The organism is Hydrocoleum sp. CS-953, assembly GCF_002260545.1.
In the GTDB taxonomy this organism is placed as follows: domain Bacteria; phylum Cyanobacteriota; class Cyanobacteriia; order Cyanobacteriales; family Microcoleaceae; genus Trichodesmium.
In genome coordinates this window covers 1-17,237 of sequence record NZ_LGSU01001475.1, presented here as the reverse complement: position 1 = coordinate 17,237, position 17,237 = coordinate 1, and the positions used below count along the sequence as shown (strand labels likewise).

The 17,237-nt window shown below is 40.1% G+C and carries 6 protein-coding genes and 4 pseudogenes; 2 read left to right on the top strand and 8 right to left on the bottom strand.

The annotated features are described in order from the left end of the window. Nucleotides 1–4,797 precede the first annotated feature (4,797 nt). Together AFK68_RS47315 and AFK68_RS43035 are read left to right on the top strand one after the other, a co-directional pair. Nucleotides 4,798–5,400: pseudogene (locus AFK68_RS47315) on the top strand (CHAT domain-containing protein); the annotation flags it as partial. 1 nt (nucleotide 5,401) lies between these two features. Further along, the coding region (locus AFK68_RS43035) for a CHAT domain-containing protein (RefSeq protein WP_371357650.1) at nucleotides 5,402–6,276 on the top strand (875 nt) is incomplete at its 5' end. A gap of 681 nt (nucleotides 6,277–6,957) precedes the next feature. On the opposite strand, the pseudogene selD reads toward AFK68_RS43035, so the two are convergent. From selD to AFK68_RS40470, 8 genes and pseudogenes are all read right to left on the bottom strand, one after another. Further along, nucleotides 6,958–7,974, bottom strand: a pseudogene (selD, locus tag AFK68_RS32170) (selenide, water dikinase SelD); the annotation flags it as partial. Nucleotides 7,975–8,037: 63 nt separating this feature from the next. Beyond that, nucleotides 8,038–8,517 (bottom strand): annotated as a pseudogene (locus tag AFK68_RS47310) (FAD-dependent oxidoreductase); the annotation flags it as partial. 261 nt (nucleotides 8,518–8,778) lie between these two features. Further along, nucleotides 8,779–9,021: pseudogene (locus tag AFK68_RS47305) on the bottom strand (FAD-dependent oxidoreductase); the annotation flags it as partial. A gap of 58 nt (nucleotides 9,022–9,079) precedes the next feature. Continuing rightward, nucleotides 9,080–9,697, bottom strand: a 618-nt coding sequence (locus AFK68_RS32165; protein ID WP_168186746.1) for an FAD-dependent oxidoreductase, incomplete at its 3' end; no start/stop codon positions are given. 483 nt (nucleotides 9,698–10,180) lie between these two features. Next, complete coding sequence (locus AFK68_RS43030; RefSeq protein ID WP_256386701.1) at nucleotides 10,181–10,993, bottom strand: sirohydrochlorin chelatase; 813 nt, start codon at nucleotides 10,991–10,993, stop codon at nucleotides 10,181–10,183. Nucleotides 10,994–11,058: 65 nt separating this feature from the next. Beyond that, entirely contained in the window at nucleotides 11,059–11,445 is a 387-nt protein-coding gene (locus AFK68_RS32155) for a CbiX/SirB N-terminal domain-containing protein (RefSeq protein WP_094678233.1), read from the bottom strand. Nucleotides 11,446–14,779: 3,334 nt separating this feature from the next. Then, entirely contained in the window at nucleotides 14,780–15,241 is a 462-nt protein-coding gene (locus AFK68_RS47300) for an ARC6/PARC6 family protein (protein ID WP_371357651.1), read from the bottom strand. A 548-nt stretch (nucleotides 15,242–15,789) separates the two neighbouring features. Further along, a partial coding sequence (locus AFK68_RS40470) for a serine/threonine-protein kinase (RefSeq protein ID WP_210407732.1) occupies nucleotides 15,790–16,699 on the bottom strand: 910 nt, incomplete at its 3' end. Between the last annotated feature and the right edge of the window lie 538 nt (nucleotides 16,700–17,237).

The following is a 17,237-nucleotide window of genomic DNA, read 5'->3' as shown; positions in this document are numbered from 1 at the left end:
TATCTCGACTCAGACTGGTGATATCAATACCCAGTCGGTTGACTCTTCGTCTTATGGGGATGGGGGTGATATAACTATCTCGACTCAGAATGGTGACATCAATACCGAATCGCTTAGTTCCTATTCTTTGTTTTACGGAGTTGGGGGTAATATCACTATCTCGGCTCAGACTGGTGACATCAATACCGAATCGCTCAATTCCTATTCCTTTGGAGGAGATGGGGGTAATATCACTATCTCGACTCAGACTGGTGATATCAATGCCGAATCGCTCAATTCCTGGTCTTATTACTATTATACCAACTTAGGAAATGGAGGAACTATTACTTTGACTGCAGACACAATAAAATTTAACCCTCCAGAATACGGCAACACAGAACAATTAGAAATCAGAACATTCTCAGTAGGAGAAGACGACACCGGAAATGGTGGAGAAGTTAACATTACCACCAACAACCTCACTAACGCAGAAATACTCACCTTATCTTCCCACGAAAAATCAGGAGAGGTAACAATAGAAAGTCAACCACAAGGAAACCTTGAACTCAGTGATTTATCCATTATCACCAGTAAACAAGTAACTATACAAATCCCTGAAAAGAAACCAATACAAATAGACTTCGGTTCCACCGAAGGCCAATCAGGCCCAGNGGAGAGGTAACAATAGAAAGTCAACCACAAGGAAACCTTGAACTCAGTGATTTATCCATTATCACCAGTAAACAAGTAACTATACAAATCCCTGAAAAGAAACCAATACAAATAGACTTCGGTTCCACCGAAGGCCAATCAGGCCCAGTCTCCATCATCAGCAATGGCAACCTCAACCTCAACAACGCCCGCATCGAAAGCGACACCAAAGGCGACCAACCCGCCGGAAACGTCAACATCTACAGCCTCGGCAACATTACCCTCGACAACACCGACATCCTCAGCACCACGAACGGCCAAGGAAACGCTGGCACTATTACTCTAGAAACCCCCCAAGACATCCAACTCACCAACAACAGCCAACTCCAAGCCAGCACCCAAGGCAGAGAAAATGCAGGCAACGCAGGCACCATAAATATACTCGCCAACAACCTCAACCTAGACAAAGACACCAGCCTCATCACAGAAACCACAGGCGCAGGCAACCCAGGCTCCATAAGCATCCAAGCCCCTACCNACAACCTCAACCTAGACAAAGACACCAGCCTCATCACAGAAACCACAGGCGCAGGCAACCCAGGCTCCATAAGCATCCAAGCCCCTACCGTAGACATCGGCCAAGGTGCCCAAATTAGCGCCACAGTAGTAATAGGCTCAACCAGCGACGGAGACGGAGGCAACATCACCATCAACACTAAGGAACTCAACATCAGAGGCAAACTCGGAATATTCGCCGAAACCGAAGCCACCGCAAACGCCGGCACCCTCACTCTTTCACCATACAAAAACAACCCAGACATAGACATCAACTTCAGCAACGACGGCTTCATCTCCGCCTCCACCTCTTCCACAGGCAACGGCGGGAACATATTCATCACCGCCCCAGAAAACATAGACATATCAGGCCAAGGCTTCATCGCCGTAGAAACATCAGGCACAGGTAACGCCGGAATTATCGACATCCAAACAGAAAACCTCACAATATCTGACGGAGTAGCTATATCTGCCTCCACAGAAGACAAAGGCAACGCAGGCCAAATCAACATCAACACCACAGACTTCACCCTAGAAAAAGGCACAAGTCTCACCACCGAAACCAATAGCGCCGGAAAAGCAGGAGACATAGAAATAACCACCCAACAACTCACCATCGGCGAAAATGCCCAAATTAGTGCCACCGCCAGAGAAAAAGCCACCAACACAGAAGCAGGCGGAAATATTACCATCAACGCCAACGAACTAGAAATCACAGGAAAACTCGGAATATTTGCCGAAACAGCAGGAAATTCTCCCGCCGGTACCCTGAGTATTAATCCGTATAGGGAAGTAGGGGAGCGGGGGAGTAGGGGAGTAGGGGAGATAGGGAGTAGGGGAGTAGGGGAATTTGACTCAGATATCAATATTACTTTCACAGAACAAGGTTTCATATCTGCTCGCACCACTTCCATAGGAGACGGAGGCAATATCAATATATTTGCACCAGAAAATATAAACATTTTAGGAGAAGGCTTTATCTCAGTGGAAGCTACAGATAGTGGAGACGCAGGTACTATTAACATCGAAACCGAAAACCTGACAATAGCCGAAAACACAACCATATCGGCATCCACATCCGACAGCGGAAAAGGAGGCACCATCAACATTAACCCTAGCCAAACATTCCAACTAGAAGGTCAAATATTAACAGAAACCAAAGGCAGAGGAGATGGAGGCACTATCATTATCAACACCGGAGAAATGACAGCTCCCAATAGTATCATTTCCGCCAAAAGCACCGATGCTGGAAATGCAGGAGAAATTAACATCGCAGCCGAAAACAACATCACCACAGGAATTATTACCTCCGAAGCAAGCAGTAATACCCAAACCGCCGACGGAGGCAACATTAGTATTACCAGCCAACAAGGAGAAATAAACGCCACCCAAACAATTCAATCATTTTCCCAAGGAGCAAACGCCGGAAACGTCACCCTCCAAGCAGAAACAGACATTAACACTAATACTATTAGTTCCCACGGACAACAACAAGGCGGTGAAATTACTATTACATCAGAAACCGGAAATATTGACACCAGCAATGGAGACTTTCTTGCTAACTATTCAGGAGGAGGCGACGCAGGCAATCTTAACCTCACTGCACCCCAAGGAAATATTACTACCACCAACATCTACACCTTCGCCGACGCGGACGGAGGAAAAATTACCCTCCAAGCAGGAGGCGACATTAATATTGCAGAAAACAGTAATATTATTTCCGCATCCGAACCACCAGAGGAGCAAGGGAGAGGGGGAGTAGAGGAGCGGGGGAGTAGGGGAGATGGGGATATCAGGAGAGGTAAAGGGGGAGATATTATTCTTGAAGCAGGAAACAATATTAACACTACTACTGCCAGAATATTTTCTGGTGCAGACGAAGGCGACACAGGAAAAATTGATATTACTGCAGATGGCGCAATAGAAACAGGTAAAATTGATCTAGCATCAGGTTTTGTCAGACAAAGACAAGAATTTAACAATAACAACAACTTCACCCTCATCCCCCAACCCCAAGGAACAGCAACCAAAGGAACAGCAAGAAACATCACCCTCAACAGCAACAACAGCAGAATAGACACCACTGCCGGAACCATAAACTCCCGTTCCCCAGACGGCACAGGAAATATAAGTCTCAACGCTAGAGAAAATATTACCACAGGCAAATTAGAAGCAAGCGCCCTCAACGACTCAAAACCCACCACAGGCGGAAACATTGAAATTATTAGTCAAGAGGGAGAAATTNCCCAAGCCATAGAAACATTCTCCGAAAAAGGCACCGCCGGAAATGTTAATCTGACAGCAGCAGGGCATATTCATACAGACACAATTTTGTCTCAAGGAATGGAGCAGGGAGGAAATATTACCATCAACAGTCGGAGTGAAAATAGTATAGATGCAGCAGGAGCATTAAATACATATTCAGAAGAAGGAATAGCAGGAGATGTCAACCTCAACTCCCCAGGTAGTATTAATATTAGTGGTATTCGTTCAGAAGGAATGAAAGAAGGAGGTGATATCACAGTAAATAGTGAAATAGGTGAGATTAATTCAAGTGGTGATATTGACTCATTCTCAAATCAAGGAAGAGGAGGAAACGTAGAAGTTAACGCTCCAGAAAGTGTAACATTAGCAGATGTCTCATCCTTCGGTATGACAGAAAGTGGTAATTTGATAATTCAGAGTAGCACAGCAACAGTAGAAACAGGAAATGTTGAGACACAAGCAGACGGCCCTAGTGGCAACATCATAATTAATGGCAGTCAAATAACCACAGGAAACTTAAGCTCTTTAGGTACTACCAGTGCAGGTATTCNAGAGGCAACTGACGGTTCCATCACTACTCTCGACTTAAACTCAATTGCTTCAGAAGGAGAAGCAGGAGGTATTGATATAGACGCAACGGAAGATGTAACAAGTGAAGACCAAACTGTAATCTCTGGAGATGGAGATGCTCAAATTGATACTAACATCGGAGGAAGTTTAAACGCTGAGTCTCAAACAGTACAAGCAACGAATGGAGATGGGGAGATTAATAATCAAGTAGATGGTAATCTTGATGTTGAGTCTCAAACAGTACAAGTAAATAATGGAAATGCCACTGTTGAAAATACAGCCGAGCAAATCAATATAGGTACTCAAACAGTACAAGCTATTAATGGAAATGCCACTGTTGAAAATACAGCCGAGCAAATCAATATAGGTACTCAAACAGTACAAGCTATTAATGGAACTGAAACAATTATTAATACTAATACTGATACGAGCAACACTGTTACAGCAGAAATTCCTACTCAGAGTAATTCCCCAAATACTAATAACTTTATTCCCACAAATGAATCTCTCAATCTTCAGAATGAAGGAACAAATCAAAATACTAATAATACCACAAACTCCCAAGAAAACAACACTTTTTCAACAACTACAACTTCCGAAATAATTTCCACAGTAACCCCTAGTAACAATAACCAAACAGCCAACACAACAACTGCCGAATCACAAACAGAATCATCCATTAATAGTACCACCGACACCCAACAAATCTTAAAAATAATTGATACTCCTAATACCAATCCTCTTACAGTTGCCACGGATTCCAACCAAGTAATAACCATGTTAGAACAAACTCGTACCAACGAATATTCTAATTATTTCGGAACAGATTTTAACGAACAATTTCTCAGCACAAAAAATGTCCGAGATATCTTAACTGACATGGCTAAACAAACCGGAAAAGAATCTGCTGTTGTTTATATTAAAACTTATCCAGAACAATTACAAATAATCTTATATACTAAATCAGGTCAGCCAATTATTAAAACTATTCCTGATGCTAAACACAAGCAATTAAAAAGATTAGTCAAAAGGCTGCGACATCAAATAATTAACTCTGAAACTGATAGTTATCTAACACCAGCACAACAATTATATGATTGGTTAATCGCTCCTATATCAGCAGAATTAGAAGAGGCTCAGATTGATACTTTATTATTTAGTATGGATGAAGGTTTACGAACTTTACCTGTGGCAGTCTTACACGACGGCGAACAATTTTTAATTGAAAAGTATAGCCTCAGTTTAATTCCTAGTGTGAGTTTAATGGATACTAATTATCGCCCTCTTCAAGATACTAAAGTATTAGCAATGGGAGCCAGTCAATTTACATCTGAAAGTCCTTTACCAGCAGTACCCATAGAGTTAGAAACTATTTCTCAANATGATTGGTTAATCGCTCCTATATCAGCAGAATTAGAAGAGGCTCAGATTGATACTTTACTATTTAGTATGGATGAAGGTTTACGAACTTTACCTGTGGCAGTCTTACACGACGGCGAACAATTTTTAATTGAAAAGTATAGCCTCAGTTTAATTCCTAGTGTGAGTTTAATGGATACTAATTATCGCCCTCTTCAAGATACTAAAGTATTAGCAATGGGAGCCAGTCAATTTACATCTGAAAGTCCTTTACCAGCAGTACCCATAGAGTTAGAAACTATTTCTCAAAACTTATGGCAAGGTAGTAAATTTATTAATGAAGAATTTACTCGTAATAATTTATTAAATGAACGCAAAAATTATCCCTATCCTATTATTCACTTAGCCACTCATGCAGAATTTTTACCAGGTTTAGCTAGCACTTCCTATATTCAGTTATGGGGTGACGAGCAAATAAAATTAGACCAAGTTAGGGAGTTGGGTTGGAGTCAGCCTGCGGTTGATTTGTTGGTATTATCCGCTTGTCGCACTGCTGTCGGTGACAAAAATGCGGAATTAGGGTTTGCGGGGTTTGCGGTAGCAGCAGGAGTGAAGTCAGCTTTAGCTAGTATTTGGTATGTGAGTGATGAGGGTACATTGGGGTTAATGACAGAATTTTATACTCATTTGAATGATGCTAAGATTAAAGCGGAGGCGTTAAGACAAGCGCAGTTGGCAATGTTGCGAGGGGAAGTTGTTATTGCAGAAGGTGAGTTAAGGGGAAGTGCTGCCCGTGGTGCAGTGGTGTTACCATCGGCTTTAGGGGAGTTTGATAATCAAGATTTATCTCATCCTTATTATTGGGCGGGGTTTACTATGGTTGGTAGTCCTTGGTAATTAATAATTAATAATGGATAATGGATAATGGATAATTGATATAGTCATTTCAAATAAGGATGAAACACTTTTTTGGCTGAAACCCTTTCAAGGAAAGAAACACTCGTCCCAGTCTTATTCAGAATGACTATAATATCAAATTCGTTTGATTGGACATAAAAAAATCTCCAATAATTATAACTACTAAATCTTTGTAATTCTCTTTCCTACTAACTCCTGACTTCTGACTCCTCCTGACTTAAGGAATCTATAACTGTTAAACCGGATTTGATATAATTAGATCATTAGAGAGTTAAATAGAATCCGATTGAACAGTCGTCCGCAGCGACGAAAGGAAGCCATNATTCGTTTGATTGGACATAAAAAAATCTCCAATAATTATAACTACTAAATCTTTGTAATTCTCTTTCCTACTAACTCCTGACTTCTGACTCCTCCTGACTTAAGGAATCTATAACTGTTAAACCGGATTTGATATAATTAGATCATTAGAGAGTTAAATAGAATCCGATTGAACAGTCGTCCGCAGCGACGAAAGGAAGCCATCTCAGGGGTGCGCGGAGATTGCTTCCTTTCACTCCGTTCCAGTCGCAATGACTTGGGTATAGTAATTATCTAAATCTGAGATCACATCATATTATCAGTTATCAGTACCTCTAGTTTCAGTACCTTATTTCTTGGTCAAAAATTAATTTTAATGGGCAGCATTCTAGTCTCTAACAATAACACTCGCCCAATAACCCTACTTTCAGAATATTCCTGTTGCAGCGCATTCAAACAAGCACTCGACGACTCAGCAGGCACCGTAGCAAGCAACCCACCAGAAGTTTGCGGGTCAAACAACAACGGATAAACAGAATGCAGACTCCCCTGTTCCCGATTTTCAATTGATGCAGATAGTTGCAGATTTTCTGGATACAGAGAACTAAAAATACCTTTTGCCAAAGTTTCAGTTACTCCTGGCAAAACAGGAATAGCTTCCATATCCAATTCCACACTTACTTTTTGCCCTTTCAGCATTTCCAACAAATGTCCGACTAATCCAAATCCAGTTACATCGGTACAAGCAGTCGCACCATACTCTAATAACGACTGGGCAGCATTCTGATTAGAAACCAACATTGATTTAATAGCACTTTCAATCCAACGTCCCCTTGCTTTGAGACGCATATCCGCAGCAAATAATGTTCCTGTTCCCAAAGCTTTGGTTAATATCAGCACATCTCCCGGTTGCATCCCTCTATTGTACAATAGTTTTTCTGGTGATGCTAAACCATTACAGGTGAGACCAAAAGCAAGTTCCTCTCCCTCTGTTGTATGACCACCCATCAATACAGCACCCGCTTGATTCAAAACTTCCGTTGCTCCCAATAACAATTGATATAAACTATCCTCCTGTTTAGTCGGAGCAGCGTAGGGAATAGTAGCGATCGCTAATCCACTTTGAGGCATCGCTCCCATAGCAAATAAATCGCTCAAACAATGATTAGCTGTAATTTTTCCCAACAAATAGGGGTCATCCACCAACCCCCGAAAATAATCTATCGTTTGGACCATCACTTTATCAGTTGGCACCCTAACCACCGCAGCATCATCAGCCGTATCTATACCAATCAAAATATCATCCCTTTGTATTTCCTGTGGAATTTTGTGCAGCACATTCTCCAAAACCCGACTACCAACTTTTGCTCCACAACCAGCACAGTGCATCGGGAAATCTTTCTTTTTGCCTTCTGCTTTCTCCATTCTGCTTTCCATTGTCAGATTAGAGAATTTATCCATAAATTTACGGTCAATGCGGTCTTTCCAACGCCACAGAAACTGATAGGGACCAACACCTATTCTGCCACGGGAAGCGATCGCCCGTTCGTCACCAGTGCCAATCAAAATCAAGAACTTTTTCTGAGGTATAAATGACTTGAGCGGTTTTCCCAGGAGAGCGCGTTGGAGATTTTCAAACAGAGGTTTTCCCTGTCGCACTGCAAACACACCAGCTTTAGGGCGAGAATGATTAACCATTGTTGCCACATCCCCTGCTGCAAAAACTTGGGGATGAGAAATAGACTGTAATTTATCATTGACTAAAATAAAACCTCTGGCATCTGTTGCCAAACCTGCTTGTTGTAACCAAGGTGCTGCCGATGCTTGAGTCACCCAAAACAGAATATCGCATTCTACTGCCAAACCTGAATCACAACGAATAATTTTGGGAGTAGAGTAGGAAGAATGAGGCGTTTCATTCATCCTTGCATCTGTAGCAGAATCATTGTCAGCATTCATCCGTTCATCCGTGGCAAAACCACTATCGCTTGTTGGTTGAGTTTTACCATAATTCATCCGTTCATCCGTGGCAAAACCACTATCGCTTGTTGGTTGAGTTTTCCTATAATTAATCCGTTCATCCGTGTCAAAATCAGTGTCACTATCCGTGGCAAAATTACTATCGCTTGTTGCCTGAGTTTTTCCATAATTCATCCCCGCATCCGTGGAAAAATCTGTGTTTTCCACCTCCCCAACATTTTCCTCTAAATGCAATACCACACCGCGACTTTTCAAAATTTTCTCAACTTCCTTTCCTACCCAACGATGACGCTCAGGTAATAGTCTTGTCGCCCGCTGAAATAAATGCAATGACAAATTATCAGTAGGTTGTTTAGCATTGCGATAAATCTGATGGAGATGACTTTCCACCGCAAAAGCTAACTCTACTCCCCCCGCACCACCACCGACTATTCCGATCCGCATTTTCTGTGTGGGAGACTCCGAAACCATTGTCGTGATATGATGCCAATAGGTGAGAAANCTCAGGTAATAGTCTTGTCGCCCGCTGAAATAAATGCAATGACAAATTATCAGTAGGTTGTTTAGCATTGCGATAAATCTGATGGAGATGACTTTCCACCGCAAAAGCTAACTCTACTCCCCCCGCACCACCACCGACTATTCCGATCCGCATTTTCTGTGTGGGAGACTCCGAAACCATTGTCGTGATATGATGCCAATAGGTGAGAAATTTTGATATAGGTTTGACCGCAATAGCATATTCTGTTGCACCGGGTACAGTCAAACTAGCGGGAGTGCTACCAATATCAATGGAAAGTAAATCAAAATTTACAGGGGGGCGGTTAGCACAGAGTACCTGATTTTTCTCCAGGTCTAGACCTATAGCACGGTCTACAAATATTCTAGCGCCAGCAAATTTGGCGAGGGGACGCAAGTCGATGTGACATTGGTCGAAGTTGTATAAACCTGCCACATATCCAGGCAACATTCCAGAGTAGGGAGTGTGATATACATCTGTGATGAGGGTTAGTCTAACTCCTGGTATGGGGTTCATAGCAAATTTGCGGATAGCGATCGCATGACTATGACCGCCTCCTATTAACACTAGGTCTGTTTCTGTTGGTATAGATGATTTCATATAATTCGGGAATAACTAATAATGGATAATGGATAATTGATAATTGATAATGACAACTATCTTGTCTTACACGCAAAGAAACCGGGTTTTTCGGATAAATTGCTGTTTTCATAATATACATTTAGGAAAAACCAGGTTTCTGAGCAAAATTGTAGTAGGGTGACACACCTTAAATAGTGCAATAGTAGGGGCGGGTTCCCTCGTTAAATTGTTGTGTCAGTCTACTACTAAACTGTTTCATCTACTATTGTGCAATAGTAGGGGCGGGTTTCTACGTTAAATTAACGAGTTTAAACATTATATGGAATAAACCCGCCCCAAAATAAATACGCACCATTTTAGTTGTGTCAGTCTACTACTGGATTGTTTTAGCTACTATTGTGCAATAGTAGGGGCGGGTTTATTCCATCTGTAGAAACCCGCCCCCCAATAATGTAACGCACCATTTTAGATGAAACAGTCCACTACTGGGTTATTATTTTTTTAATGTGGTTCATTGACGTGAAAACTGCTGTAACCGCTTTCGAGCAAATCTGAAACCAACTCTGCTAACTCCTCTGTTGCTCCAAGAGGAGTAGTCAGATGAAACTTAATATTAGGATATATTTGAGATAGTTGATTAACCCTATCGGCGATCGCATCAGTAATACCCCCATTAAACAGAAAGTAAGGCAAAATTCCAATTTCTCGATATCCTTGTTTAACTAATATCTCAATCCTAGACTTGAGGTCAGGAGGAACACTCCAATAAGCAGTAAACACCAAAACTTGGCAACTACTAGCAAGGGACTGGGATATTTTTTCCACGACGTCATTACCACCGGAGCGACGACTACCATGAGAAATAAGTATCCAAGCGTCAGCAGTCACAGGAGTTATTTTGGTCGCTAGTAGATTTGCCATTTTTGGATGGGAACCAATATAAGGAGGCAAATTGATTTTAACAGGGGTATTAATTTCTTCAAACAAGAAACCGGGTTTATTTCTGTGTTTATTGTGTTTCAATTCTGGAAGTTTCCTGGATAAACCCGGTTTCTGCGTAAGTTCTAATTTATTTTCAAGTTTCAAGTTACTCTTTTCTTGCTGCAAGACCATCTCTGGGGAAGCACTTGTTTTTACTCGCTCTCGAAATATCTCAATTTCTGCGGGAATATCTTCGGTGACATGAACTCCCGGTAAAAGGAATAAAGGTATTATTTGCATTTGAGTAATATTGAGCGATCGTGTATATTCCCAAAAATCCTCTATTTGTTGGTGTAAAGGTTTTGGTCCAAGTTCTAATACACCTGTAGTAATTACAGGAGATTTTAGTATATTATTATGCTTCCTGAAATATNTAAGTTCTAATTTATTTTCAAGTTTCAAGTTACTCTTTTCGTGCTGCAAGACCATCTCTGGGGAGCACTTGTTTTTACTCGCTCTCGAAATATCTCAATTTCTGCGGGAATATCTTCGGTGACATGAACTCCCGGTAAAAGGAATAAAGGTATTATTTGCATTTGAGTAATATTGAGCGATCGTGTATATTCCCAAAAATCCTCTATTTGTTGGTGTAAAGGTTTTGGTCCAAGTTCTAATACACCTGTAGTAATTACAGGAGATTTTAGTATATTATTATGCTTCCTGAAATATTTACTTAAAGGTATTTGTCCAGATAAAAGTTCAGCTAGTTTGTTTAATTCTAGCTTTGGTCGTGGGTCGCGACTACCATGAGATACTAAAAAATATGTTGATAAATAGTTAGTCATTTCAGTTATCAGTTATCAGTTATCAGTTATCATACCAAACATTCTTTTTTGAATAATATTATGTTCTGATAATCACTTATAAAAAAGTTTTTGTTTGTGGTATTGCTCTAGCCCTAACTACAGATAAGGCTAGAGCAATACTACGAGAGCTTCTAATTATAATACAGCGTTTTTCATATTGATAAACCACATCGTCACAAACAAAACTTTGTAGGGACGTTCCATGGAACGTCCCTACTGTGGTTGACTGAAATGAAAACCGCTGTAAATATTTAATCGAAAATGATTAGGACTTACGCAGTACAACATATTTTCGTCATTGCGTTTAGCTGGCGCACAACTCCGTTAACGCTCCGCGACATGTTTGCGGAGCATTCCGTCAGGAAAAAGCGACAGCTTTGCGANGTTTAGCTGGCGCACAACTCCGTTAACGCTCCGCGACATGTTTGCGGAGCATTCCGTCAGGAAAAAGCGACAGCTTTGCGATAGCAACCGATAGGGTTTGCGGAGCAGTCCGGAACGGATAGCAATCTCAAACCCTAGTTTCTAGTACCTAATATCATGTTCGGTTGAATAGTTATGATTAGGATATAGATGGAAGAGATATCTCAAACCCCTGAGATTGCTTGCTTCCACTCCGTTCCCGTCGCAATAAGTTTATTATAAGTGATTATCCGAACATGATATAATGCGTAAGTTCTGATGATATAAGTTTGCTTTCAGGTTTCGTTAGTGGTATGATTTTTTAGAGCGATCGCCTAACCTTGCACCTGTTCTTGGAGTCTTATTAGGAAACGGGCAAACTCTGCTGCGTCGCTGTAGCTCTCTAGCATAGTATTAGATACTTGAAAAATTTCAGACCAGCTTAATGTTGAATAACTCGTATAGTCAGCATTTGAATATGCTGCCCTTGATAGGATTTTGCGATCTGTTAGCAAGATGCCGTCTTTAGCATTGTGATTTCCGCTAGTATCTATTAAAGCCAGAATTTTTTCTCCCGGATCGAGATACCCATACATAGACATGGCATTGTAAAGCTTGTCCAGAGGAATCGCAGGGGCTAGATATAGGTCTTCGTGTTCATACTTTTTGGGCAAATTTTTTTGAATGAAATCAACCAAGGGATCGTCACTAGGTTCGGTTAACATATAAGCACAAGATTCTAACTCCTTGAAGATATCGCCCTTTGACTTTTTGCCTTTGAGAACCGACCAAACAGCAAAGCCAGTACCAAGGGCAATCAAAGCCACACCGCCAGTCATAACGCTTAATCCACCCAGAGCGGAGATGGTAGCAGTAATCGCTGCTGCCCCCGATAGAGAACCTGCGACACCCAAAGCACCAGCACCAGTCCAAACAGCAAGGGCTACAGTTGCACTGGTTAACACTCCTACTGTTCCTGCAATTCCCAAGTTTACATAGTCTTTTCCGTCCATTCGGGTTAGTAGAGCAACCGACAGCAACCCGGCAGCACCAATCAAGGCAGCACCACCAGTTACTACTACCAAGCCACCCAACATTCCCAAACCTCCAGCAGCAACAGATCCACCTCCTAAAGTAGCTAAAGTTGCAGTGGTAGCAGCACTGCCAGTTAAACTACTGATAGCAACACCAGTTCCCGCTTTTGCCCCCAAGACACTGAGAACGCTTGTTGTTGTAGGCACTAATGCTGCTGCTGCCGATGCTACATCTGACCCTTTCTGTTCAGTAACTAGCCCGACAAGTGCAAAAGAAGCCCATTGGTAACTTGGAGGAATGTCAGCTTTGGCGATGAGCCATTTCATCAATTTAGCCGCTATAGGTTTTACATATTCAGCAAAGTCTTGTTCCTCTGCTTTTTCCTCTGCTTCACTCAAATCTCTGTGGAATGTAGCTACTGCATACTGGACAACTTCCGCCTCGGTTTGTTCGTTTGACTCGCCCTTAACAGCTAGACTGTAAGCCAGATTGTAGATATGTTTTTCCTTGTCCGTGAGTTTGTTACTGCTCTCGATCGCTTCCTGAAGAGGATCTTTTTGCGAGTCACCTTTTTCACCTAAGACCCTGGCTACTAAATAAAGCGCTTTGCTGGTTTCTGAAATATCAGAATTTTCTATAAATCCATCTAGGGATGCTAAAGTTTTTTCCTCTCCGTCAGAAATTTTCTCGCCATTGCGAACTTTCTCCCAAACTGATAAATAGTCATCCTCTTTTTGACCGTTCAGTTTTTCCTTAATCAACTGAAGAATAATAACGTCCACGGTAACTGCCTTAGATTTAGCGCTTGCTGTTAAGTAAAGTTGCTTCAGTTGTTCTGGAAGATTAGAACCCGCAACAATAGCATTCAAATCTGTTAATGCTGCAAAATCTGGAACTGGTTCGCCAGCGNACTTTCTCCCAAACTGATAAATAGTCATCCTCTTTTTGACCGTTCAGTTTTTCCTTAATCAACTGAAGAATAATAACGTCCACGGTAACTGCCTTAGATTTAGCGCTTGCTGTTAAGTAAAGTTGCTTCAGTTGTTCTGGAAGATTAGAACCCGCAACAATAGCATTCAAATCTGTTAATGCTGCAAAATCTGGAACTGGTTCGCCAGCGCGAATGTATTGGTAAGTTCCTTTGATAGACTTTTTCCTCTTTTTGCGTAACTTAGATTTTGCCAAGGTATCTACGATCGCCTCTTCTATTCCTTTCAAACGAGAATTGTTACTGGCGATCGAATACCGTTGGCTAATGTCTTCATCTAGTTTGGAAGATTCTATTACATAATCCAGCAAATCTAATGCCACTAAATCTTGAACAAACTTACCATTTTCCAAAGATTCGTAAATGGTATGGCAACGGTCTGTCGTCAGTTCCTTTTTGATGAAGTTAGCTTGATTTATTTCCTCGTTAATACTGTCAGCAGTTGTTCCATTGGTATCGTAAAGAGTATGACAGATTAGAGTCACGTCGTTTCCTGCAAGACCGACGCCTTTAACTGTCAACTTGGAATTTTCCGTCACTCGTCTGGGAATCTTAACTTTAATAGTATCGCCGGAGCGCAAAGTAACACTTTGATTGCCACCCCATCGAGCAGTTTCAACAGGCACAAAAATTTGATACTTTTCTTCAAAGTTACCATTTACCGTATCAGCACTAGCATTCTTGGTTGCCTCTGGTAATAGTTCCATTGCTGCTAAAGAGACAACGCCAGCAGCAGACAGTTTCATAAAATGTCTACGATTTAGCTGGGAAATATCCCAATCGCTCATTTCAGTATTGGACATAATTCCTCTAAATTTAGTTTTGAGACTGAATTTATCCTCATCCTAATTTAGCATCTCGATGTATGGTTAATCTACTCCCTGTTATCTAAATAATTCTAGAACTAGCTATTTTCCATTTACCGTCTATAAATTGCAAATTATAGATAACTGTTAATTGAGATGAACCTGACCTTTTAGTTTCTAATTGCTTATTTTTAAATAGTTTATATTCTTCGGTAACTTTAACTTGAATAGTTGCTTGATTTCCTTCAGTTGAAAAATATTCAATACTGTCTATTTTTTGAACTCCATACTGATAGTAAGCATTGTTTTCTTTTAACCAGGCGATCGCTCCATTTGAGGACATAATTGTATCATATACTTTTCCTGTTGTCAATTCAGCAGCAAGTTTTTGATTATAGGGAGGAGCGAATATATCTTTTTTTGCATTTAACCAATTCTGGATTAATTCTTTAGCTTCTGTTTGAGAAATTGATGTTACTAATTCTGTGGTAGGTGGTGTGGGAAAGGTTGGTATTTCTAATTCTGGTTGGGGAGATTTAATCAAGATATTTTTGAGCAAAATACCAATCAAAAAACAACTACCAATAGCACTGCTAATAATTGCAGTTTTCTGCCAATTTCTGCGAATGATAGATAGTTGAGTTANCTGGATTAATTCTTTAGCTTCTGTTTGAGAAATTGATGTTACTAATTCTGTGGTAGGTGGTGTGGGAAAGGTTGGTATTTCTAATTCTGGTTGGGGAGATTTAATCAAGATATTTTTGAGCAAAATACCAATCAAAAAACAACTACCAATAGCACTGCTAATAATTGCAGTTTTCTGCCAATTTCTGCGAATGATAGATAGTTGAGTTAAAGGTAGTTCTAAATATTTATCTATGGGTGAATCTAAACTTGTTGTTTTGTCAGAATTATTGACAACTACTAAGGATGAATAAGACTGTTTTGTTTCATTGGTAAAAACCTGAATCGAATCAGACTGTAAAGCTTCCAACATTTCTCTAGCTGTAGCAAAGCGATCGCTAATATTAGGTTGAATTGCCCGATCTAAAATTCCTGCTAATTTAGGAGTTAAATTATTAGTATATTGCNCTAAACTTGTTGTTTTGTCAGAATTATTGACAACTACTAAGGATGAATAAGACTGTTTTGTTTCATTGGTAAAAACCTGAATCGAATCAGACTGTAAAGCTTCCAACATTTCTCTAGCTGTAGCAAAGCGATCGCTAATATTAGGTTGAATTGCCCGATCTAAAATTCCTGCTAATTTAGGAGTTAAATTATTAGTATATTGCTGCCAAATAATCTTTCCAGTTTGTAAATCCATTTCCAAATCTTGAGGAATTTTTCCTGTGAGTAAATAAATAGCTGTTAATCCTAAACTATATAAATCGCTGGCAAAAACTGGTCGTCCAGCAGCTTGTTCAAAAGCCATATATCCAGGAGTACCAATCATAATAGAAACAGGTGTATTTTTTTCAGAATTAATTGCTGTAGAAATAGACTCTTTTACTGCCCCAAAATCTATTAAAACTGGCAAATCATCTGCTTGACGCAAAATAATATTTTCCGGCTTAATATCCCGATGAATAATATTTTTGCTATGTATATAATTAATAACCGATAGTAAACTAATCAGGATTTTATGAACATAACTATCTGTCATTTTGCCTCTAGTTTCTACTATTTTTGCTAGGGTTTCTCCTTCTATCCATTCTTGTATTAAGAAAAATTGACCTGCTGTATCGCTAAAATAAGCATATAATTTAGGTATTTGAGTATTAGTTTCCCCTAATTCTTCCAAAATGGCCGCCTCTCGTTGAAAGCGTTGTAGTACCTCTTGGTAAATATCAGGATTATTTGTAACTACTTTAAGTTGCTTAATTACGCAGTAGCGACCAGAAGGCATTTGGGTATCTTGTGCTAAAAAGGTTTCCCCAAATCCACCACTACTGATGGCTCGTATAACTCGATAGCGATTGTTTAAAAGTTTAGGTTTCACATCATTAATTAATTGATAATTGATAATGGATAATGGATAATTACCTCAAGGAAAATCAAGAGGATTGAATATAACGAAATATCCTAACACTTTTCTCTTGGTCGATTGGATATGGTTAGGTAACCCATCCATCCCATCCTAACGGAATGCTCCGCAAACGACCGCTTTTTCTCTTGAAAGAGAAGGCTTTATACCTTTATTTTTCGGTAACTATTACCAATTTCTGCTTATTTAGGATAACATACTTTTTATTAATGGATAATGAATAATGGATAATTACCTATGGTTAAAACCGTACTTAATTTAATTGATAATGAATAATAAATAATGGATAGTGGATAATGAAAACTATCTCTAATTACCAATTAGAAATTATCTCTTGGTAAGCATTTAGCTATCAGCTATAGTTAGTCTAAACTCCAGTAAATAGGTTGTAAGATTTTATCGTAGGGTTTTGGTCTCCAAAGCATAGTTAAAATAATGGGATTTGGAAACCAAACCCCTACAGTTTTTCTTACATCTCATTCCTGATTCCTAT

Coding starts and splice junctions, on each gene's coding strand:
- AFK68_RS32155 (WP_094678233.1), bottom strand. CDS start 11,445: ATGACTAACTATTTATCAACATATTTTTTAGTATCTCATGGTAGTCGC.